Origin of the sequence: [Clostridium] citroniae WAL-17108, assembly GCF_000233455.1 — a bacterium.
Taxonomy (GTDB): Bacteria; Bacillota; Clostridia; order Lachnospirales; family Lachnospiraceae; genus Enterocloster; species Enterocloster citroniae.
In genome coordinates, this window is the sequence record NZ_JH376420.1 from 595,058 (window position 1) to 618,654 (window position 23,597).

Below are 23,597 nucleotides of genomic sequence, written 5' to 3' on the forward strand. Positions count from 1 at the left end.
AAAGGAGGCTATGATGAAACAACCAATTTACAATACCGCACTCTATCTAAGACTTAGCCGTGACGATGAATTACAGGGGGAAAGCTCCAGCATTACCACACAGAGAAGTATGCTCCGCCAATATGCCGCTGAAAACGGGCTGAATGTTATCGAAGAATACGCAGACGATGGCTGGTCGGGAACGAACTTTGACCGTCCGAATTTCCAGCGTATGATTGAGGATATCGAAGCGGGAAAGATTAACTGTGTGATAACAAAAGATTTATCCCGTCTTGGCAGAAACTATATCTTAACCGGACAGTATACCGAACTCTATTTTCCCAGCCGTGGTGTCCGCTATATCGCCATCAATGATGGCGTGGACAGTGCGAACGGTGAAAGTGAGATTGCCCCATTCAAGAATATCATTAATGAGTGGGTAGCGCGTGACACAAGCCGCAAGGTAAAATCCGCTATGAAAGTACGGTTTGCCGAGGGCGCGCACTATGGGGCCTATGCACCGTTAGGATACAGGAAAGACCCGGACACAAAGGGAAAGTTACTAATTGACGAGGATACCCGCTGGATAATCGAAAAGATTTTTGACCTTGCTTCTCACGGCATGGGAGCCGCCAAAATTACAAAGACTTTGATTGAGGAAAAAGTACCCACTTCCGCATGGCTGAATTTTCAGAAGAATGGCACATTCGCCCATATCTTTGAGGGACAGCCGGAAAGCAAGCGCTATCTGTGGACGATAGGACAGGTGAAAAATCTCATGAAAGATGAAACCTATATCGGCAACAGTGTCCACAACAAACAGAGTACCATATCATTCAAGAACCGTAAGAAGATACGCAAGCCGGAAGAAGAATGGTACAGGGTAGAAAATACTCACGAACCGCTGGTTGATAAAGACGTGTTCCGGCAGGTACAGGAGCAGATAAAAGGAAGACGCAGGGAGCGGAAAGACAGGACTACCCAGATTTTTGCGGGGCTGGTGAAATGCGCGGACTGTGGCTGGTCGCTCCGGTTCGGGACGAATAACCAGAATAAAACGCCATACAGCCATTTTTCCTGTTCCTATTACGGACAGTTTGGAAAGGGCTATTGCTCCGCCCACTATATCCGTTATGATGTGCTTTACGCCTATGTCCTTTCCCGTCTGCAATATTGGTCACAGGAGGCCGAACAGGACGAAGGGAACCTGCTTCACCGCCTGTTAAAAACAGGTGACAGGGAACGCGCCGCCGCAAAGAAAAAGGCCGCGTCCGAGCTGAAAAAAGCGGAGAAACGGCAACGGGAAATTGATACCCTGTTTATGAAAATGTATGAGGACAGGGCGGCAGAGAAAATCACGGAACGCAACTTTTCCATGCTGTCCACGAAGTACCAGAATGAACAGGCGGAATTATCCGAAACAATCCAGACCTTGCAGGAACGGCTTGCAAAGTCTGAACAGGAAAACAGTGACGCGGAGAAATGGATTGCACTTATAAAGCAATACTCCAGTCCCGCTGAACTGACTGCACCGCTTTTAAACACGCTGATAGAAAAAATCGTTGTCCACAATGCTGTTACAAACGCAGACGGAGAACGGGAGCAGGAAGTAGAAATTCACTACCGCTTTATCGGCAAAATTGATTGATACGATATTGAATGATACCAATATCTTTAACTATGGGAGACCGGGCAGTCCTATCCGGAAATGGAGAAGATACTCCAGCTCTGTGAAATGTTCTGCTGTAACCTGGATACCCTGATCAAGGGGAATGTGACCAGGGAAGAAAAGGAAGATCTGTACGGTTATGACCAGCAGATGAACCGTTTCTCCCTGCTCACTGCCAGTTCTGTTGCCATGATCATTGCGTCCGTGGGGCTGATGGTGATCCTGGAAGTCCTGCTCCAGGGGATCGTACACGAGGATGTGATGGCCATAGGGATGTTTGCCATGGTGGGGATAGCAGTCTCCATCTTGATCGTGTCCGGTATCAACCATAGATATTTTAAGAAACGATACTCAACCGTCCAGGATTTCTATACGGAAGAAGAGCGCTACCGATTTAACAGGAAGTTTGCAGTGGCCATTGCTGCCGGTGTATGCCTGATCCTCTTTGGACTCTGCTTAAATATGGGGCTGGAGCTTTTGGAAGATCCTGTGCTTGAAGAGGCGGGCGGCGGGATCCAACTGTTCTTTGTAGCAGCCGCCGTGTGGATCTTTATCTATTTTGGGGTACAGAGAGCAAAATATGAAGTAGGGGAATACAATAAAAAAAACCGCGGCGAGCAGGACAGCGGTGCGAAACTGACCGGAAAGATCTCCGGTGTGATCATGCTGTTAGCCACGGCAATTTTCTTTTATTTTGGACTGGTCTTGGATATGTTCCGTATTGCATGGGTAGTTTTCCCCATTGGCGGCCTTCTGTGCGCTGCCGCCAACGTGATATGGGGTGACAAAAAATAGTATCTTTTCCGGTCAAGATGATGAGCCGCCCTGAACAGTTACGTATTTTCTATTGGTCCCGCTTTCTCACAACCGGATACTGTTCCACGATTTCCCGATAGCGGAAGCACTCCTTCCTGTGGTCGTTAATGATCCCGCAGGCCTGAAGGTGGGAATATACGGTGACCGACCCCAGATACTTAAAACCCCGATGTTTCAGATCCTTGCTCACTTCATCGGACAGACTGTTTTTGGCAGGTATCTTTCCCTTCTGATGGCCTGAATACAGAAGGGTCTTTCCTTTGGAGAACCCCCACAGATACCTACTGAAGGAGCCAAATTCCTCTCTCACCGCCCGGAAACACCGGGCATTGTGGATCACTGCCTCCACCTTTCTGCGTGATCGTATCATTCCCTCGGACGCCAGGATACGCTCCACATCCGCCTCAGCGTACAGGGCGATCTTTTCATAGTCAAACCCGTCAAAGCATTGGCAGAATATCTCCCGCTTCTGGATCATCATATTCCAGTTCAGGCCGCACTGCATCACCTCCATCATGAGAAACTCAAACTGCTTTTGGTCGTCATGAAGGGGCGTGCCCCACTCCTCGTCATGGTATCTCATCATCTTCTCATTGCATAAACACCAGCTGCACCGCTCCATCTTACCTCCCCCTTCTTTATGTGTACGCTCGGAATCCGTGGGCGTACACCTATGATTCGTTGGAAAGGGACATGCAGAACTTGTAATGGTCGTTCTTCATCCCCTGCGCCTCATAGAACCCATGGCTGGGTTTTCGTTTTTTATTGCAGCACACCTCCAGTTGGATGCAGCCGTGATCCAGGGCAGCTTCCTTTGCTGCCTGAAACAGCTGACTGCCAATGCCGGCTCCCCTTCTGTCCCGGTCCACCACCAATTCCTGTATCTCAGCCACATAGGCGGTGTGATGAAGCAGTCTCTGCACGTACAGGCTGGCAAATCCGGCAACCCGGCCCTCCTCCTCATAGACAAAATAATGTATGGCCGGATCTGTCCTGTTTGCCTCAAAGATTTCAAAAAAAGCTGACCTGTCTATCTCTGTTTCCTCCAGGGCAGTGATCAGGACACAGATCTGCTCCCTGTCCTCAGATTTGGCTGCTCTTACACCTTTCATGGATCCCACCTCCAGAATTTAATCCTGTTCTTTGTCCTTCAGCTTCTCAAGCTCCCTGGCCGCCTTTTCCGGCAGCACCTCCAGCAAACTGTTGCGCTTCAGCCGCGGCTTTTCCAAATACTCTTCCCTGAGCATTCCCTTGACCCGCTCCAGGTCCTCCCAAAGTTCCCTGGCAGAGACACGGCGGCAGCCCTGTCCTAGGATAATGACCTGTTCCAGACCGTCTGAGGTTGCCACTGATATGTCAAATCTGCGGGCATTTTCGTGGGCAAACTTCTCAATGTACTGGTCCGCTGTCTCGGCCTCCTTTGTGTAGACCACATGGATGTTATGGTAATCCAGGATCTCGGTTGCATGGCCCTTGACCCTGTAGGCATCAAACACAAGGATCAGATTGCATCTGCGCACTGCCTGGTAATTACACAGCAGGTCCATCAGCCGCCCTCTGGCCCCCTCCATATTGTCCTCCGCAAGGCTGTTTAACTCATCCCAGGCGTAGATGATGTTATATCCGTCCACCAGCAGATATTCCTCTGCAGGCTGGGGACGGACTGCTGCCGGGCGATAGGTGCGGGTCTCAGGCGGGCTGTAGGTCCTGCGGCCCGCGCCCTTTCCGGGTATCCCGTTCTTCTGCCTGGCCTTGCCGCGGCTGTTGGAATAAAATGTCCGCTCCAGTATGGCATCGATCTCATCCGTGCCCAGCCATATTTCTTCCTTCCCGGAACCCTCAGGCGCGTTTTTGGCCGGCCCCTTAAATACTTCCGGGCCGGTTCCCTGGTTCTCCTTAAAAATCCCGCTGTCCATATGCATGTACTCCTTCACATGGTCCCAGCTTACCACGAACCCGGCCCCGTGGGCACAGAACACAGACCCGGACGGATTGTCCTCATCCCGTTCCGGGTCATAACCGGACGCTTCCACCACTTCCTCCTGATCATGGCATGGTTCATATCCCCTGAAGGTACAGGTCAGATGGCCGCATCCCTTTGTGTAAGCAGTCACCTCAGTCTGGTAATCTCCCATGGCCGACACGGGAGCGCTTCCTGTCAAACGGGCCTGACCGCCCTCCGTATGGGCGATGACACAGCTCCCCTTTCGTTTTTCGATATCCGTCATGGCCCGGCCAATGGCTGTTTCAGGTATCTCCAGGCAAAAATCATACCAGGGTTCCAAAAGCAGGCTGTCAGCCTCCATAAGGCCCTGGCGGAGAGCCCTGTAAGTAGCCTGCCGGAAATCACCGCCCTCCGTATGTTTGATATGGGCCCTTCCCGCCACCAGCGTGATCCTCATATCCGTAACAGGAGCGCCTATAAGGACTCCCCTGTGCACCTTTTCCTCCAGATGGGTCATCACCAGCCTCTGCCAGTTCCGGTCCAGGATATCTTCGCTGCACCCCGTGGCAAACTGCAGTCCGCTGCCCCGCTCCCCCGGCTCCAGAAGCAGGTGCACCTCTGCATAATGGCGCAGGGGTTCAAAATGTCCCACTCCCTCCACCGGTCCCGTTATTGTCTCCTTATAAACAATATTGGGACGGCCAAATTCCACCTCTGCGCCAAACCGCTCAGAAATCAGGTTCTTTAATACCTCAATCTGCACCTCGCCCATGAGCTGCACCTGGATTTCCTGAAGGTGCTCGTCCCACGCCACGTGAAGCTGCGGGTCCTCCTCCTCCAGCTCCCTGAGTTTAGGAAGCATCACGGCCTTATCACAGCCCTGGGGCAGCTTTACCTCATAGGTGAGCACAGGTTCCAAAAGAGGTTCCATGGATGCCTGTTCCATCCCCAGTCCCTGCCCCGGAAACGTCCGGAGAAGTCCGGTTACCGCACAGATACATCCTGCTTCCGCCTCCGGTACCGGCTCATATTTTTCACCGGAATACAGACGGATCTGGTTCACCTTTTCCTGCCACTCATCCCCCTTCTCCCTCCCGCCGGACAACAGGCTTTTCACCTTCAGGCGGCCGCCGGTGATCTTCATATGGGTCAGGCGGCCGCCCTGGTCATCCCTTGTGATCTTAAACACCTTTGCGCCGAACTGGTCCGGATAAACCGGCATCTTTCCATAGGCCCTGATGCCCTCCAAAAGCTCCTCCACTCCCTTAAGCCTTAAGGCCGAGCCGAAATAACAGGGAAACAGCTTCCGCTCACATATCAGGCGGCCAATCTCCCCCTCCTCCACGTTCCCTGTTTCCAGGAAATGCTCCAGCACCGTTTCGTCACACATGGCCACCTGCTCCAGACATTCCATGGTGCCCGCCTGTGTAAAATCCACACAGCCGTCATCCAGCCTGTCCCGTACCTCCAGGAGAAGGGAATCCCGGTCGGTTCCCGGCTGATCCATCTTATTGACAAAAACAAAGGTTGGCACCCTGTACTTTGAAAGAAGGCGCCACAATGTGGCTGTATGCCCCTGGACCCCATCGCTGCCGCTGATCACCAGAACCGCATAGTCCAGGACCTGCAGGGTGCGCTCCATCTCAGCTGAAAAATCCACATGTCCCGGCGTATCCAACAGTGTAATAGACATACCTTTCCACTCTATTCCGGCTTGTTTGGAAAAAATTGTAATTCCTCTGGCCCGTTCCAGGGCATATGTGTCCAGAAACGCGTCCTGGTTATCCACCCGTCCCATTTTCCGTATGCTGCCGGTGAGATACAGCAGCGCCTCTGACAGAGTTGTCTTTCCCGCATCCACATGAGCCAGCAGGCCAACACATATTCTTTCCCTTGTTTTATCCTCCGCCTGTCCGCCCATAAAAAATGCCTCCTTATAAAATATACGTTGTGTCCCTGGTCGGATAAGGGAACACGCCCTTATCCACTGAGGGTAGTATATCACAAGAGGAGGCATCAGTCGAGACATCACCGTAACGCAGATCGTCACTTACCGGATTCGCAGTCCGTTTGGATCAGATCCAAAAAAAGCTGTATTGCAGGATTGGTATTATCAGGATTTGTTACACAAACATAGGAGTCGGCATATTCAGAATCAAATTTTACAGCATGGTAATGGGGGCTGTCCAACAGCACCGGATCATATGGATTTGAGATCGTGAGTCCATTATCGGATAGTACCTTAAAATAGGCATTTTCTGATGAGGACACTTCCACCTGATGAACATCATCCAGGCAAAAACGGTGTTTGAAGATTTTATCCACCTGATATCCGTTGGGCGCGGTGAGAAAAAATGTTTCCCCGCAAAGGTCGTTATATTCAAGGGTTTCTTTTTTTGCCAATCTATGATTGGTAGACATCACAATAAGGGTTTCTACTTTTTTCAACTTTCTGACCGTAAAGCCCAATTCGTTCCAGTGAGGGAATTCAAGGCCAACGGCAACATCTATGCTCTCATTTTTAAGACCCTTGATCTGGTCCCATGAAAACAATTTATTACTTCGTATCTGTAATGCAGGGCTGGTTTCACGCAGTTTGTTGATGGTGGAGAAAAACATATATTCCGAAAAATAACCGGATTGAAAGGAGATGGATAATACCCCCTCTTTTCCCTCCGAAACAATTCTGGCCTTTTCAAGGGTATCATTGATCCGGGAAATGGCTTCTTTCATCCCTTCATACAATATCTGTCCGGGTTCGGTAAGACGCAGCGGTTTACTGTTCCGATTAAAAAGAGAATACCCTAATTCCTCCTCCAGCATCTGTATCTGACGGCTTATGGTGGGCTGGGATGTATAGGCTTGTCTGGCCGCATGGGTGAAATTCCCTGTCTCAACAACAGTAATAAAATATTGGAGCTGTAACAATGTCATAGTAACCTCCCCATTGGTCATGATTGTATATGAGCCGCCAAAATATTTTATACTATATCATATAAATGGGGAATTTTCAATATGATGCAAGCAAGGTCCAGAAAGGTCAGGGGACGGTCCCCTGGTACTCATCCCCGCTATTTTAACGTTTCTCCATCCACCACATACTTCTTACACCTTAGCAGCTTTCCGCCGATTTTAGGCAGGCTTACAAACAGCCATACAGTGGGGACCGTCATCAGAAGGCCGCCTGCGTTTAAAAGACCCTTAACTGCATTCACCCCACCTGAGACAACCAGCAAATAGGCCACCACAGAAACTGCTATGCCTATTATGATCTTAATGTTTTTAGGAGGCTCTTCATCGATCTGCTGTCCATGTACGCACAGGGTTGCCATTGCAGAAGTATTGGGATCCGCCAATGTTACAAAGGATAAACAGACGGTGATCAGGAACACGAATTGAACGATCCTGCCTCCCGGCATTGCCCCCAGCACCTGATACAAAGCCGTCTGCATGCCAAGTTCCTGAACATTGGCCCATATATCAATTGCTCCGCTGACCTGCATCTGCATTGTGGTGCTTGCAAAGATGGCGATGAACAGACAGCAGAATAAGGACGGCACAAGGATCTCCACCAGCAGGAACTCTCGCACGGTTCTTCCTTTTCCCATTCTTGCCAGGAACATTCCCATAATGGGAGCATAGATAAAGAAGGAATTCCAAAAGGTAATGGGCCATTCATTTGCCCATTGGTCATGTTCAGACAATGCATTGTTATAGGTGATCTTGCTGAAAAAATTGTCCAGCATATTGCCAAAGGACTCCATTCCAAGTTTTCCGATGAACTGCCCGTCTCCGGCAATCACAACATAGATCATCAAACCCAGAAAACAAATCATACATGCCATTGAGACGTAGGTGAGCCCTTTATTGATCCCGGTCAGACAAGACAGGATAAAAAACGCACCTACAAAAACAGCGATCAAAAGATATATCTTCTCATCCTGGGGAAGTCCGAAAACAGAGTTGAGTCCCCCGCTGATCTGCATCATTCCCGCTGCCATTGAATTAGATACCCCGCTTGCCACTGCATAGCCGCAAAAAATGTGCAGCAGTATTGTCAGCCATATCCTGTCTTTTCCCGTTACCTCCGTGACAAGAGACCGGAAGGAAAGAGGTCTTTTGCAATTATAGGCAAGAAGCGCAAACACCACTGCCGGAATCGCATAAATAAAATATTGGACAAACGACCAGTGGAACATGGTCTGCCCTACTGCAAAAACTGCAGCCGCTTTGCTCTCAGCTTCGATCCCCGCGGTCACCGGAGGATGCATAAAATGATAGATTGGTTCCCCCATGGCCCAGAATAAAAGACCGCACCCGATCCCGCCGCAGATAGAAATAGAAAACCACTGCCATGTAGAATATTCCGGAACCGCATCTTCCCCGCCGATCCGTATATCCCCATAACGGAAGATTATATAACAAAGCCCCAGAATAACCGCCAATACCACACACAGATCGATCCACCAGCCGAAATTGTCCCCGATCAGGTAGGTCATCTGTGACATGACAGCGCCAAAGGAATCTGTAAAAAACACCCCCAATATAAGCTCAATCATGAATAAAATACCTACTGCGCCCAGAACCTCCTTATGTATGCTTCCCTTTACATAATGTTTTGTCTTCATTTGCTTCATCTGCCCCTCTCCCTACACATCCCATGATCCTCACCCGCATCATCCGCCCATACGACAACATGACCAGATATACGACTTTTCATCGATCACCCGGTCATGTCTCACAGCTCCCTTTCACTCACATTGATATTTCATCGGATCATTTATTTAAAAAGTAATTACTGGGGCCATAGATCTTTGCAGGATTGCGGCCGATCCCCAACTCTTTATACATGTATTCAACAGACTCACGCAAGCCCTTTAATTCCATCTCACGGCCTTCTTCAATCGAATAACCGGAAAGAGGCAATTCAATTTCAAGGTCAATGGTATCCAGACCATCAGGAGCCTCCTCCCTCAGAATATCCATGATCGCCCTGCAGTCAACATTACCTGCCCCAATGGCTGTACCAAGTGAATGTGTTCCATCAGGATCGGCAAATACCCTGTTATCACAGAAATGTACGCAGTAGCAGTACGGCGCCATTTTGCGGACGCACTCCGCAATTCCTTCCATCATCATTAAAGAATTGATCGTATCACAGCATGCGCCGACCAGCGGATGGTTTAACTGTTTCACCAGCCAGATCACTTCATCTGCGAACAGGTCACAGTGGTTCTCAATGGCGATCTTCATGCCGTATTTTTCGATCAGAGGAAGATTTTTCTCAAACTGACCGTAGATTTCAACCAATTGCTTCATGACAGAAGGCGCTAAGCATGAGTGGGACGATTTCTCCGGATGCTCCACGTCCGTGCTGTATTTTACAAGATTGCATCCCAGCTTACGGGCAATATGTAAAGAGTTTTCAACATCACAGTTTACACGGGGATCTGAAGGCGCATTAAACGAAACATTCAGTTCCAGTTCAATACCTGCTTCTTCCGCAATTTTACGGCACTCTGCCAAATGGGCATCGGATGTATCATTCTGGATATCCACCAATGTGATATGAAGAACATCAAGTCCAACTTCTACCGCAATGTCTACCAGGTCCTTAAATGTTGCCACCTGCTCAAATGCATGGTGCTCGCCGTATTCCTGAAATCCCCAGCTCTCGCCAAACCCTGAAAGGTGTAATGTGTAACTATGCATTCCGATTTTAAATTTTCTGTCGTGATTCCTGATCATATTGATCCTCCTCTTTTCTTCATCCTATTTTAGATCACTATTGTCTGCCAAGTTCCTTACAACGTTCCACTGAAACTCTTACAAATTCATCGTACATTGCGTCAAATCCCATGGATTCTATTTTTTCCAAAGCCGTTACAGTTGCTCCGCCCGGCAGTCTGAGTGCGGTTTCAAGCTCCTGTAAGCTGATATTGGAAGAGAGGATCATTTCCGCGCTTCCCTTCATGGTCTGGGCAAATAAACGGATCGCCGTGTCAGGATCCAGTCCATATTTTTCCGCTTCCTTTACCATTAAATTGGAAATATGATAAAAGAATCCAGGCGCCGAACCATTAAACGGAAGGATTTCCGCCATCATTCCATCCGGGATCTCCTCCACAAGACCGCATGATCTGAGGATCGCTGTGACACGCTCCAAATCCTCATCTGTACAGTTTGTATTGCGTGATACCGCAAATGCGCCTTCCCCTACCTGTGAGCTCATGTTCGGCATACAGATCACAACCTTACAGTCCTCCCCAAGATGTTCCGTATACCAGGGCTGTTCAACACCCGTTACCACGGTTAACATCAGCTGTCCCGGCCGGTAGCATGCTTTCAGTTCATCAATGATCAATCCAACGACCTTGGGCGTTACCCCAAGAACGATCATCTCTGAATTATTAACCAATTCCGTCATATTGTCAAATGTTTTATAACCTCTGGACGCGTAATCCTTACGCACATTCTCATTAATATCAAAAATTCCAATTTCCGAGGGATTGTAATCCGCATGAAGCTCCCCTCCCCTGTGCATTGCACGGATAATATTTCCTGCTGCAATAAATCCATATCGTAACACGATTGTTTCCACCTTTCTTTTAAAGTGTACTCCCCCAAATCCGGATACCGGTGAGACTCCGGGGGGACACTAAATAATCGTTTTGACATATTTACCTGTAATGCGCGCGCACCGCTCCATGTACTCCTGTGAAGGGGTCCTGGCATCAGGAAGCTGATATGTAAGTCCCAGCTTGCGGTAGGTATCTGTTCCAAGACGGTGATAAGGCAATAGCTGCAGATGATCCACGCCCGGCAGTTTTGCAAGGAATCCGCCAAGAAGCTTAAGATCCGTCTCAGAATCATTGACTCCCGGGATCAGCGGGCTGCGGATGATCAGCTTCGTGCCGCCTTTTCTGGCCCCGGCTCTGCGGATATTACTGAGGATCACCTCATTATCCACCCCCACATATTGTTTATGGGCTTTGGGATCCATTACTTTTATATCCACAAACGCGGTATCGGTGCTGCTTAAAATAGGCTCGATCTTATCCCACCCTCCATAAAAGGAGGTTTCAATGCAGGTGTTGATGCCTTCCCAGCTTGCACGATGCAGCAAATGATACACAAACTCCGGCTGTGTAAGAATCTCTCCCCCTGATATAGTCATTCCGCCCCCTGAGTGGAAATAAAAGGGAATATCTTTCCGGACTTCCACCAGAACCTCTTCAACCGTCATTATGCGGCCATAGGTGATCTTTTTGTCCAGGGTTGTCTGGATCTCCTTATGATGACTCTCCGGCGTTGAGCACCACCAGCACCGCAGGGGGCATCCTTTCATAAATACAACGGTACGAAGTCCATCTCCATCGAAAATGGAACTTTTTTCAATTCTGAGTACGGAACCCGGCATATCCATGTTTTCGTAAATCAGATCTTCCATTCGACTGCCCTTTCCATCAACCCCAGTTTTCAATTTCCGTTCGCTGGATGATATCATCCTGAATGTCCTTGCCAAGTTCTACAAAGAATGCCGTATATCCCGCAACCCGGACCAACAGATCTTTGTGGTCCCCTGGATTTTTCTGCGCATCCATAAGGATCTCCGGATTGATGACATTGTACTGGGTGTGATAGATATCCAGTGTGCACTGAGTCTTAAGCAGAACCATCATGCTGTTCAGCCCGCGCTCCCCCTCAAGAAGCTTGGGATCGATCTTCAGGTTCATCTGTGTTCCCTGCGTAAAACGCGCATGGGGCAGATTACTGATGGATTTTAAAAGGGCTGTGGCTCCATTGATATCAGTGCCGCCAGTGGCCCCGATGCCGTCAGCGAGAGGCGTCCACGCTTTCCGTCCTGAAGGAAGCGCACCCACGCTCTGTCCAATGGGCACATTGCCGGATACGGGAAGCATACCTGCCGTCAGCTTGCCGAATGGTGAATCGTATTGCTCAATCTGATCCACAAGGTAGTTATAGATCTCTCCCACACAGAAGTCGGCCTTCGGATCATCATTGCCGTATTTTGGCGCATCCATGCACATTTTATGGATGTGCTCATATCCCTCAAAGTCCGCATCCAATGCCCTGCAAAGCTCATCCATGGATATTTTCTTTTCATCAAAAACAAGATATTTAATATCTGCCACGGAATTGATAATGTCCGCCTGTCCGATGATATTGATCCCATTCCCCACATTAAACTCAGCGCCGCCGTTTGCGTAATCTTTTCCAACCGCCATACAGTTGGGATATGTCAAAGAAAGGGCCGGCACCGGACGGTAATTCTCGCTCAGATAATCCAGATACGAGTTCATGGTTGCCATTGTATGTACAAAATGATCGATCTGCTTTTTGACCGCTGCCATAAAGTCATCAAACGTTTTGAAATCACGCGGATCACCGGTCCGGATGGAGATCTGTTCTCCTGTCTTACGGCTCCTTCCGTTATTCATAACCATATCCACCACGCCGCCCATGCTGATCTCGCCGATGTCGGTATAGGATTTAAGGCGGCCTTCCAGGTTCGTCTCCACGCAGCCGCATGGAGTCCAGTCCCATGCCTGTGACATTGGGATTCCTTTATTGAGAAGCATCTTGATTCCTGCATCGTCATGGTAGACGGCCGGCATTGTACGTCCCATGCGGATACACTCTGCGGCTTTTCGCAAAAAGGAATCCGGATTTTTGGAAATGCTGTAGCGGACCGTCATGTTGGGTTCCTTAAGAGCAGTGTCTTGTGTGGCCTGGATCGTCATATAGGACAGGTCGTTGACGGCGTCATTTCCATATTGGTCAATACCGCCGGCGCAAACCTGAACCGTCATATTATAACCCGCAGAAAAGGCAGCGCTCTCACCGTCCTGGAACAATCCCATTTCCGAGATTTTGATCCAGAAGCAGTCCATAAGCTCCTGGGCTTCGTCCTGTGTCATGGTGCCGTCCGCCAAATCTTTTTCGTAATATTGAATCAGATATTGATCCATACGGCCCAGGTTGTAAGAAGACGCATTCTGTTCCATAAAAATACAGAACTCATAGGTAAGCATACTCTGCAGCGCTTCATAGAAGTTACGGGGCGGATTGGCAGGAACATTGCGGTTAACTTCCGCGATCTTCAGCAATTCCGCCCTGCGCTTCTCATCCGCCTCTTTTTCAGCCATCTTCTCAGCCAGATCAGCGTGGCGGTTCGCAAGCGCAATGATGCCTTCGGCTGAAATAATAAGGGACTTGTAGAAAATGATCTGTTTCAGCACATCCTCTCCATGTGCATCATCAAGAGCGGCAAGCTTTTCTTCCGCCTCTTTTTTGATGCCGGTGATCCCCTTTGCAAGAAGGGTTCTCCAGCCGGGTGTGTTCTCACCGTATCCGCGGACAAACTTCTTATCAACATATAACATGCCGCCATCGCGCATTGTCCTTACATCTTCCGGCATCATTGCGTTCCATCGGTCCAGAACGCATTTGCCTCTCCAGTAAGGAGCCACTTCTTCCATAAACAGTTTCTTGTTCTCTTCAGAAAGGTAGAATGGATCGTATTTGCGGGTACTGATCGTATCTAACTCTTTCTCGATCACAGAGCATGCGGAATCCGGGTTGAGAATACCTGCACGCGGCTTGAATGCCACGCCGCCGACTAAAAGCTCATGGTCCTGGATAAAGATGGGCTTATTCTCATAAACAGTTTTCATAGCAACTGCTTTCTGGATCTGCCACGGCTGGCCTTCCGTGGCTTTAAAGCCCTGTGTTACATAGTAAGCATCCAGAATATCCATCTCAACACGGTGAGACATATAGTTCTCTCTCAGCGCCTGGATCCTTTTCATATAATCTTTTGACATGATACGCTCTCCTTTATGATCTTTATATTAATTTGCCGCTAAATTTTCATTCATTTCCGCGGTATGGACTTCCTTTATAAACGTTTCAGGCGCAAACAGCTGGCATACCACCCCGCCAATCAGCAGGATAACAAGGCACACGCCTAAGGTGCCGTAGACTCCAATGCGTTCCACTAAAATGGGCAGTAAGAAGGTTCCTGCAGCTGCCCCGATCCGGCTAAAGGCGATCACGATGCCAACCCCGGTGCCTCTTACGCGGGTATCAAACAGCTCCGGCGGGTATGGATTTTCCATTACGACCGCAATTGACATGGACAATGCATACACACAGAATGAAACCACGGTAACTACCATGGATCCGCCATGGCCCACGATCATTACCCCCAGTGCAATGGCTGAAATATAAAAGGTTGAACAAAGAAAACGTCTCCGCGATATTCTGTTGCACAAATACGTTCCAATGAACGCTCCGGCCATACAGAAGACATCGTATAAAATACTGGATGTATTTGCGTCCCCCATGTTCAGACTGGCGATCAGGATCGGAAGGAAGATACCCACTCCAAAGTAAGGGAACACCTGACATGCATAGAAAACACCGCCTACCAGCGTGTTTCTGCGGTACTTTGGGCTGAAGAGTTCTATTACGGATACTTTTTCATTGGATGCATTGTTGTCCTCCGCCACAACGCAGTATCCGTCTCCCAGTTTTTTCGCGATCAACTTGTCAGCCTCATCCGAACGGCCAATTGCAGCCAGCCATGTAGGCGATTCCGGCACTCCTATCACAATTCTCGCAATGGCGGCGATCACCCCCGGAATAACAGAGGTTACAAAAATGATATGGTAATCCATGGACAGATTCCCCATGATCAGCCCTGCAAAAAAGGAAGCCACATAGCCGAAGGTCCAGAAAATAATAAACCGGCTCAGGTAGACAGGTCCGTCTTTGGGCGGAAACCATTCTGAAATAATGGTAGTTCCCACTGTGTAATCAACTGCAATACAAAGGCCGATACAGATGCGCAGGAACATTAATACCCCCACGCTGGATGTAAAAAGCTGAAGGACCGAACATACGGAAAATAGCGCCATATCCGCCAGCATCAATTTGCTCCTGCCGATTTTGTCGGCAATGTTGCCTACAACAAGGCTTCCGGCAAGTCCGATCAGTGTTCCGGCTCCCAGCAGGCCCACCCAGAAGGTGCTTAACCCCAGCTTATCCTGTGCCTGTGTGACTGCAGTCCCCGCAATTCCCAGGGCATATCCGCATGCAATCTGGCCTAAAACCGTACAGACATACAGCATCATATGGAATTTTGTAAAGGGGGCTTTTTTGTAATCTTTTTTCATGATTCTCCTTTCCTGTTATCTTGTTAAAATGTAATATGTCGGCGCAGAGATCGTAACCGCATCTGTCCGCGCCTCTCTTGTTAAAATAATAACATTAAATCCCTTGAATTTGAAATATCTATATTAAATACTGCTATTCAGAAATTAAATGGTCTGTTTCTGGGGATTATTTTTGCACAAAAAACATTTGAATTTTTCAAAAATACCTGCTATAATATGGATGCAATGAGTAGCTGACTGCGTAAATCCGGTTGTCAGCTGCTCTTTTTTATTTTAATCGTAACAGTTCAGGACATTGTGAACAGTTATTTTAATCCTATATTTATGCATCACCCATGCATCAAAGCGTGTCGCCCACAGCGTAAATCCAGCTTTCAGGCCCCACGCTTTATTTTTTTGCAATAAAGGAGGAAACATTTTATGGAACAACGATCAAATTCATTTCTGGAGACAGAAAAAATCAGCAGCCTGATGGGGAAATATGCGGTTCCCTGCATCATTTCCCTGTTGGTGGCCGCCCTGTACAACATTGTGGACCAGATTTTTATCGCCAATGCGGATTACCTGGGTTCCTACGGAAATGCAGCCAATACGGTGGTATTTCCCCTAACCGTGGTGGCCCTGGCCATCGCGGTAATGATCGGGGATGGCTGCTGTGCCTTTGTAAGCCTGTGCCTGGGGGCCAATGAAAAGGAAAATGCCCACCGCAGCATCGGCAATGCCATTGTCCTTTGCATTGCGGCCGGTCTGGTCCTCACCGCTCTCTATTTCCTGTTTCAGGATCCCATCCTTACCCTGTTTGGGGGACGGATCAATGAGGAAACCTTTTTACATTCCAAGGAGTACTTTACCTATATCACCATGGGCATCCCCTTTTACATGTTTGGCCAGGCGCTAAACCCCATTATCCGTTCTGACGGCAGCCCCGGCTTTGCCATGGTCTCCACCCTGGCAGGCGCGGTGGCAAACATCATCCTGGATCCTGTGTTCATTTTTATTTTCCGATGGGGGATGATGGGAGCCGCTGTGGCCACTGTTATCGGCCAGGTCCTCACCGCGGTGCTGGCCGTATGGTATCTCTGTCACATGAAGGCAGTGACCCTGCACAGGCAGAGTTTTGGCCTGCATGGAGGGTTGATGAAGCGTTTCCTGCCCCTTGGCATATGCAGCTTTTTGTCCCAGATCTCCCTGGTGGCTTCCATGGCTGCCATTAACAACATGATCCGCACCTATGGAGCCCTGGACCCGGTGTTCAGCCAGCCCGTATACGCCCAGATTCCCATGGCCGTGGTGGGCATTGTGATGAAGTTCTTTCAGATCGTCATATCCATCTCCGTGGGCATGGCCGCAGGGTGCATTCCCATTGTGGGCTATAATATGGGTGCCGGGCGCAGGGACCGGGCCAAAAGCCTGTTCACCCTCTTGCTGGCCCTGGAAGCCGCAGTGGGCGCAGCGGCACTGGGGATCGTGGAACTCTTTCCCGGCCGGCTCATTGCCCTGTTCGGCGCATCCAATGAGAGCATATATTATACGGAGTTTGCGGTAAGGGCATTCCGCATTTACCTCTGTATGCTCATCCTGGCATGTGTCAACAAAGCCACCTTCATTTACCTCCAGTCCCTTGGAAAGGCTCTGGTATCCACCCTTCTCTCCATGGTCCGTGAGGTGGTGTTCGGCGTTGGCTTTGCCCTTTTGCTGCCCGTGTTCTTTGAACTGGACGGCGTGCTCTATTCCATGCCAGTATCGGATGTGCTCACATTTATCATCTCTGCCATTGTAATAGGCAGGACATATAAAACATTAAAATAGCCAGGAGGAAGGACAATGAAAAACAGGATCATAACCATCAGCAGGGAATTTGGAAGCGGGGGACGCACCATAGGGAAAATGACAGCAGAAACATTGGGAATCCCCTGTTATGACCAGGAGCTGATCGAAAAGCTGTCTGAGGACAGCGGTTTTACAGAGGATTATATTCGGGAGCAGGATGAATCCAGCGCCCATAAGGGATGGTTTGCCAATGCATTTTCCGGCCGCTCACTAAACGGGGGTTCCAACCAGGACTATCTCTGGATCATCCAGAGGAGCATCATCCTGGAGCTGGCAGCCAGGGAATCCTGTGTAATCGTGGGGCGGTGCGCAGACTATATCTTAAAGGATGCGGCCGACTGTCTGAAGGTGTTTATCCATGCCGGCTTTGATAAGCGCGCCCAGCGGATCGTAAGCCTTTACGGAGAAACGGATGTGCCCACACAAAAGAGACTGGCTGACAAGGACAAACGCCGGGCCGCCTACTACCAGTTTTATACCGACACCCAGTGGGGGCTTGCCCGTAACTACCATGTCACACTGGACAGCGGGGTTTTGGGCATTGAGCAATGCAGCAGTCTCATATCAGGGCTGTATTGAGATCTTTCATGGGAACGACCCTCAGTGGACAAGGGGCGTGTGTCCCCTTGTCCACTGAGGGTACGTTCAATTTATGAAGATTTACTCACGTATTTCTATCGAATTTCTTAAGAAAATAATCCTTGGACTTTTCATCCTATCTAATGTACAATAGTTATAAGCACATTAAGAGGAGGTACATGCCATGTCAAAAAAGACATTTTTACTGGTTTTTTTGATATCGCTCCTGTCTTTAGGCATCCTGGTACCCGCTTATGGTGAAGAGAGTCTCATCGATTCCGTCCCCCTGTCCATTTCGTGGGACCGAGCACCAAAAGCCGGAGACCTGGTTGGTGAAGTATATGCCACTTCCAGCAATAAGCATTTTGTTGTGGAGGGCGCTTCCTATGTTAAACGAGATGATACATGGGTTTTCGGCGAAAGGCCTGTGGTAGAAATAGAGTTATCCGCCAAAAGCGGGTACAGCTTTACCAGCACTGGCAGAACATACTTTTCCTTATTCGGATGCGGGGCACAGTACAAAAAAGCCACCATGGACGGGGATGGGAATTCCCTGATCCTGCAGGTAACCCTTCCTACCATTGACAGCATCCTTCCTGCTTCCACAGCAGTGAGCTGGAACAATAATACAGCTGTGTGGGATGAGGTGGAAGGTTCCAAGAGTTATGAGATCCAGCTTTATAAGGATAACCGCCTGATGGCCACGGTAACAGCCAAGCATGACCGCTATGATTTCAAGTCATATATCAATGTGGAAGGTGTGTACACATTCCGCGTAAGGGCCTTCGGAACCTATAAATCACAGGCAAGTCCCTGGTCTGAACTCTCGGAGGAGAATAAGATCCGGCCTGAAGATGCCTGGTATATTGACAACGGCAGCTGGGAGCGGAACAGGCTGGGCAGGCGGTACGTTTACAAGAACAAGGCATATCCCACCAACACCTGGAGATGCATCAACAACAAGTGGTATTATTTTAATTACGAAGGCTATATGCTGACCAACTGCTATATCAAGTCAGGAGAGATGAATTTCTACTATTGGCTGGGTGCCAACGGCGCCTGGGATTCGGATAAGGATACTTTTAATCCGGACCTGTCAAAGTATACCATTGTAAAGCAGTGATAATAGAAATCCCGGTTTTTCCGGAACCCTGAACCGGGTCCGGAAACCGGGATTTTTTGTATGCCTAAACCTACGAATGTCTGAATCTATTTATATCTGTATCACGACAGGTATGGTATGCACATCTTAACCTCTGTCCCTTTTCCCAGGACACTGCGCATCCTGAGCCCGTGAAATTCCCCGTAGCGGATCTTAAGTCTCCTGTTTACGTTTTTAAGGCCAATGGATTCCCTGACTTCCAGAGGAATGCCGTTGTCATCATTGAGTATGGCGTCTATCTTTTCCTGGCTCATTCCCACCCCGTTATCAATAACAGAGATGTAAAGGTTTTGCCGGTCTAAGTCTGCCTTTAAGGTCACAACCCCGTCCGCTTCCAGGTTCTCCACCCCATGTACCACTGCATTCTCGATCAAAGGCTGGATCAGCAGTTTGGGGATCTGGATGTCCAGAACCTCCCGGGGAACATCAATGTTAAAATGGATCCGGTCTCCATACCTGCAGTGCTGTATCATAAAGTAATTCCTGATATGTTCCAGTTCTTCCCCAATGGTGGCAAAGTCAGACCCGTTGATCGTATACCGTAGGATATTACCCAGCGAAACCGCCACCTCCCCCACCTCCGGAACACCTCTGTTCCGGGAGATCCAGCTCATCATGTCCAGGGTATTGTAAAGGAAATGAGGATTGATCTGCATCCTCAGTGACTTGAGTTCCGCTTCCTGACGCAGCATAGTCTCATTATAGACCCTGTCAATGAGATCATTGATATTGTACACCATCATGTTAAAATGCTGGGACAGCTGCCCCACCTCGTCATCGGAGTGGACCGCGCAAATGACGTTAAAGTCCCCTTCCCCAAACCGTTCCATAGCTCCCTGGAGCTCCTTGATGTTTTTCGTAAACCGCTCCGCCAGGATCAGTATAATGATAAAGGAGACAAACAGAACCACCATGACTACTGCAAAAATATAAAATCTCAGTTCATATAAAACCTCACTGTAATTCATCTTTGGTATCAGCGTGATCAGCCTCCAGTCATTGTACCTCAGATCTGATATCACCGCATAATACTTCTCTCCCCCAAAGTCAACGGAATACACATCCTCCCTGACATGGCCGGACATAAACCGCCGGCCCAATGTGTCAAGTCCGTCAGCGGACAACGCCGGATCCGTGGTCACGATCACCCCCTCCGACCGGCTGATGATCATGGTCAGCCCATTCCGTATAAAGGAATACTTGTTGATCTGGTTCTCAAAGTCCTCCACGGGCATCTGTATCATTACAAAACCCAGGGGCTTTAAATTTTTTGTGCTGTTGATCTGGGCCCCGGCCTGCATGAACTTACCGGATTCATCCACCCCCAGCCATACGGTCCTGCCCTTTCCCCCATAGATCTGTTCCTTTTTCTGCTTATTCCATATGACGCCGCCCCCTGACTTTTCCCACACTTCAGAATATCCCTGGTCTGATTCCAGATAAACATTGACCACGGAATCCTCCCACATGATATCCGCATAGATTCCCTGGCGTACCTTTTCCCTGGCCAGATATTCCTCATAAGCCCCATATGTCCCTTTGTCTATCTTTGTCAGGAACTCCTGGACCATGGTCTCGCTCTGGATGCTGAGGATCACACTGTCGATCTGGCGCATGGTAAGTTCAAGGCTGTCCTTTGACTGTTCCGCCATATTAAATACATAATCCTGGGTCTGGGTCACAAACAGCTTGTTAAAATATCCGTAATAACTGCCTGTCAGTATGAGGACCAGGAACAGGCTTATACCGCTGCACGCGGCCATATACTTATACTTCAGTTTTCGCTGGAACCGCCTCCGCCTGTGTTTTTTCATATGCCCTTCCGTTTCATGTTCTGTTTATATTGCTTGGGGGAACAGCCATAATATTTTTTAAACATGGTGCTGAAATAACGCTGGTCCGGAATCCCCACCTGTTCCGCTATCCGGCTCACCTTCAGGTCCGTCTCCTCCAAAAGCCTCAGTGACACGGCCATTCTCTTATTGTTAAGGATCTCAAGGAACGTATAGCCCGTGTCCTTTTTCAGTATCCTGTTAATGTAGATGGAATTAAAATGAAACAACTCCGACAAGTCGTTTAAAGATAGATCTTTCCCATAATTGTTCTCAATATAAAACCGTATCTCCTTACTGTTTATCCTGCTCTCCCTTAAATCCCCATGATGTTCCCGGGTCTCCTTACCTTCTTCCCTGCCGTCCTCATTCCGGGCCACCATGGACCTTAAGTCCTGATATGCCTGTATATGCTCCCGTTTGTCCCTGAGCTGCTTAAGCGCCTCCCTGCAGCAGTTAAGTATCTCTCCGGGCGCCGCTGGCTTTAGGATATAATCACATGCCCCCATTTTCAGGGCCCGCTTTACATACTCAAAATCCTCATAACCGCTGAGAAAAATGATCATACAATCACTGTTGCGGGCCAGGATCTGCTCCGCCATTTCCAGTCCGTCCGTTATGGGCATCCTTATATCAGTGAGAATGATATCCGGCATGCACAAAGAAGCCATGTCAATGGCTTCCTTTCCGTTATTGGCGATTCCGCAGACCCGGACACCGATACTCTCCCAGTCCAGGGCACTGATCCCCGCCCGTATATGGGGCTCATCATCTGCAATTAAAAGCTTATATGGATCCATAGTCTAATTCCGTCACCCTTTCACTGCTCCGGCTGTCATACCCTCAATGATCTTATCATGTAAAACGATGTAGACTGCAATGGTTGGAATTACCGTCATGACAACAGCTGCCAGCATACCTGAATAGTCCACGGAATCAAGATCCGCAAACTGGGTCAATATGACGGGCAAAGGCATCTTTGACATGGTTGTCAGGAAAATCTGCGGGAACAAAAGATCATTCCAGACCGTGATAAAGTTGATGACAGACACCGTTGCAATGGAGGGTTTTGCAATGGGTAATATTATTTTATAATATCCTTTCAGGATTGTACACCCATCCATGATAAAAGCCTCCTCCAATTCACTGGGAATGGTCATAAAAAAACCTGTCAGGATATAGATCGTAATGGGAAAAGCAAATACAACATGGGCAATGATAACGGATGTAAAGGAATCCAACAGCTTCATCTGGTTAAACATTGCAAACATAGGGATGATGACCGCATAGGCCGGGATACTCATTCCCATGGAAAACAGGCCCCTCACCATATCAACGCCTGGAAACCGCAGCCTGGTGATTCCATAGGAAACCATGGCTCCAAAGAACACGGTAAGAAATACTGATGCGGATGTGATCAGCACGGAACTTATATAGCTGCTTCCAATATTTCCTTTGGAAATAGCCCTTGCATAGTTATCCAGCTGCATGGTTTCCGGCAGGCCCCATGTATTATAAAACAGCTCCTTATTTGTCTTAAAGGAATTGATCATCAGCCAGATGATGGGATACAGGCAGCACACTGCAAATATTGCCATGACCAGGAATGCGGCCAGACGAAATATGTTTCTCTTCATAGTCGGTCTCCTCTCTAATATTCCAGCTTCTCAGTCCGGATCAGACGGTTGACGCCCCATATCACCAGCATGCACAGCACCAGGAGCACCAGGCCGATGGCGCTGGCATAACCGAATTTCATGGTCCTAAATCCCTGATAATACATATAGGTTGCCATCACCTCACTGGCATGGTTGGGTCCCCCCTTTGTCATGGTCCACACCAGATCAAAGTATTTCAGGGAGCCTGTGATGATCAGCACCACATCGATCTTGATCACATGCTTGATCAGTGGATATGTGATCTTGGTAAACTGCTGCCAGGTGGTGGCCCCGTCAATCCTGGCAGCCTCAAACAGACTGTCGGGTATGGATTTCATGGCCGCCAGCTGTATGACCATATGGTATCCCACATACTTCCACATCACCACAATAATGAGGGCAAGCATTACCGTCTTCTCCTCGCTGAGCCATGCGTGTTTAAGACCGCTTAGGCGGATCAGATCCAGGAATGTGTTGAGGAGGCCGAATTCCGAATTATATATCATATTAAACAGAAGTCCCACACCGGCTCCGCAGATAACAGAGGGAAGAAAGAATACAGACTGAAAAAACCGGCTTCCCCTGATCTTAATAAAGATAAAATTTCCGAACAGCAGCGCCAGGGGCAAATGGGCAAGGAGTGAACCAACCACAAGCATTCCGTTATTTTTTAGGGCTTTCAGGAATATCTTGTCATTTAAAAGATTCATGTAATTGCGGAAAAGCACAAAATTCTTTTTTCCCATCAGATCCGTCTGAAACATGCTCAGGTATATGTTATAGATGATGGGTATCAGGACAAATACCCCATAAAGCAGAAATGCCGGCAATATAAATATTGCAATTGTTTTCTTATTACTCAATACCTTATTCATACACACCCTCCTTGTATAAACAGGGAGTGCCGCAAAAGCAGCACTCCTGTG

The 23,597-nt window shown here is 48.6% G+C and carries 19 protein-coding genes; 5 read left to right on the top strand and 14 right to left on the bottom strand.

What is annotated here, in order from left to right:
* Positions 1–13: 13 nt before the first annotated feature.
* Positions 14–1,627 (top strand): recombinase family protein, encoded by a 1,614-nt coding sequence (locus tag HMPREF9469_RS02635; RefSeq protein ID WP_007858902.1) that lies wholly within the window; start codon positions 14–16, stop codon positions 1,625–1,627.
* A gap of 60 nt (positions 1,628–1,687) precedes the next feature.
* Positions 1,688–2,443 (top strand): hypothetical protein, encoded by a 756-nt coding sequence (locus HMPREF9469_RS02640; protein ID WP_007858903.1) that lies wholly within the window; start codon positions 1,688–1,690, stop codon positions 2,441–2,443.
* A 49-nt stretch (positions 2,444–2,492) separates the two neighbouring features.
* Here HMPREF9469_RS02640 and HMPREF9469_RS02645 read toward each other — a convergent pair whose 3' ends face one another.
* From HMPREF9469_RS02645 to HMPREF9469_RS02690, 10 genes are all read right to left on the bottom strand, one after another.
* Positions 2,493–3,086, bottom strand: a complete 594-nt coding sequence (locus HMPREF9469_RS02645; protein ID WP_007858904.1) for a DNA-3-methyladenine glycosylase I — start codon at positions 3,084–3,086, stop codon at positions 2,493–2,495.
* A 49-nt stretch (positions 3,087–3,135) separates the two neighbouring features.
* Positions 3,136–3,576: a GNAT family N-acetyltransferase gene (locus tag HMPREF9469_RS02650; RefSeq protein WP_007858905.1), complete on the bottom strand. Its 441-nt coding sequence runs from the start codon at positions 3,574–3,576 to the stop codon at positions 3,136–3,138.
* Positions 3,577–3,594: 18 nt separating this feature from the next.
* A complete protein-coding gene (locus HMPREF9469_RS02655) occupies positions 3,595–6,330 on the bottom strand; it encodes a translation factor GTPase family protein (protein ID WP_007858906.1) in 2,736 nt (911 codons plus the stop codon).
* A gap of 125 nt (positions 6,331–6,455) precedes the next feature.
* On the bottom strand, positions 6,456–7,343 hold the full coding sequence (locus HMPREF9469_RS30485; protein WP_007858907.1) for a LysR family transcriptional regulator: 888 nt from the start codon (positions 7,341–7,343) through the stop codon (positions 6,456–6,458).
* Positions 7,344–7,480: 137 nt separating this feature from the next.
* Positions 7,481–9,046, bottom strand: coding sequence for a BCCT family transporter (locus HMPREF9469_RS02665; RefSeq protein ID WP_007858908.1), 1,566 nt, complete (start codon positions 9,044–9,046; stop codon positions 7,481–7,483).
* A 139-nt stretch (positions 9,047–9,185) separates the two neighbouring features.
* Positions 9,186–10,157 carry a sugar phosphate isomerase/epimerase family protein gene (locus HMPREF9469_RS02670; protein ID WP_007858909.1) on the bottom strand — a complete coding sequence of 324 codons (972 nt, stop codon included), beginning with the start codon at positions 10,155–10,157 and terminating at the stop codon, positions 9,186–9,188.
* Positions 10,158–10,194: 37 nt separating this feature from the next.
* Entirely contained in the window at positions 10,195–10,998 is an 804-nt protein-coding gene (locus tag HMPREF9469_RS02675; protein WP_007858910.1) for a pyrroline-5-carboxylate reductase family protein, read from the bottom strand.
* 69 nt (positions 10,999–11,067) lie between these two features.
* Positions 11,068–11,859 (bottom strand): glycyl-radical enzyme activating protein, encoded by a 792-nt coding sequence (locus tag HMPREF9469_RS02680; RefSeq protein WP_227161196.1) that lies wholly within the window; start codon positions 11,857–11,859, stop codon positions 11,068–11,070.
* A gap of 16 nt (positions 11,860–11,875) precedes the next feature.
* Positions 11,876–14,257, bottom strand: coding sequence for a glycyl radical protein (locus tag HMPREF9469_RS02685; RefSeq protein WP_007858912.1), 2,382 nt, complete (start codon positions 14,255–14,257; stop codon positions 11,876–11,878).
* Between the two features lie 27 nt (positions 14,258–14,284).
* Positions 14,285–15,610, bottom strand: coding sequence for an MFS transporter (locus HMPREF9469_RS02690; RefSeq protein ID WP_007858913.1), 1,326 nt, complete (start codon positions 15,608–15,610; stop codon positions 14,285–14,287).
* A gap of 420 nt (positions 15,611–16,030) precedes the next feature.
* Between HMPREF9469_RS02690 and HMPREF9469_RS02695 the strand changes: the two genes are divergently transcribed.
* From HMPREF9469_RS02695 to HMPREF9469_RS02705, 3 genes are all read left to right on the top strand, one after another.
* Positions 16,031–17,419 carry an MATE family efflux transporter gene (locus HMPREF9469_RS02695; RefSeq protein ID WP_007858922.1) on the top strand — a complete coding sequence of 463 codons (1,389 nt, stop codon included), beginning with the start codon at positions 16,031–16,033 and terminating at the stop codon, positions 17,417–17,419.
* 15 nt (positions 17,420–17,434) lie between these two features.
* Positions 17,435–18,019: a cytidylate kinase-like family protein gene (locus HMPREF9469_RS02700; protein ID WP_007858924.1), complete on the top strand. Its 585-nt coding sequence runs from the start codon at positions 17,435–17,437 to the stop codon at positions 18,017–18,019.
* 184 nt (positions 18,020–18,203) lie between these two features.
* Positions 18,204–19,142: a hypothetical protein gene (locus HMPREF9469_RS02705; protein WP_007858926.1), complete on the top strand. Its 939-nt coding sequence runs from the start codon at positions 18,204–18,206 to the stop codon at positions 19,140–19,142.
* 101 nt (positions 19,143–19,243) lie between these two features.
* Here the strand turns inward: HMPREF9469_RS02705 and HMPREF9469_RS02710 are convergent, their stop codons facing one another.
* From HMPREF9469_RS02710 to HMPREF9469_RS02725, 4 genes are read right to left on the bottom strand one after another with little or no spacing between them, the layout of a single operon-like run.
* Positions 19,244–20,995, bottom strand: a complete 1,752-nt coding sequence (locus HMPREF9469_RS02710) for a sensor histidine kinase (RefSeq protein WP_007858928.1) — start codon at positions 20,993–20,995, stop codon at positions 19,244–19,246.
* Complete coding sequence (locus tag HMPREF9469_RS02715) at positions 20,992–21,813, bottom strand: response regulator transcription factor (protein ID WP_007858930.1); 822 nt, start codon at positions 21,811–21,813, stop codon at positions 20,992–20,994. The genes HMPREF9469_RS02710 and HMPREF9469_RS02715 overlap by 4 nt, the downstream gene beginning before the upstream one ends.
* Before the next feature lie 12 nt (positions 21,814–21,825).
* The gene (locus tag HMPREF9469_RS02720) at positions 21,826–22,650 is read right to left on the bottom strand and encodes a carbohydrate ABC transporter permease (RefSeq protein WP_007858932.1); all 825 of its coding nucleotides are present in this window, start codon (positions 22,648–22,650) and stop codon (positions 21,826–21,828) included.
* A 14-nt stretch (positions 22,651–22,664) separates the two neighbouring features.
* The gene (locus HMPREF9469_RS02725) at positions 22,665–23,546 is read right to left on the bottom strand and encodes a carbohydrate ABC transporter permease (RefSeq protein ID WP_007858934.1); all 882 of its coding nucleotides are present in this window, start codon (positions 23,544–23,546) and stop codon (positions 22,665–22,667) included.
* Between the last annotated feature and the right edge of the window lie 51 nt (positions 23,547–23,597).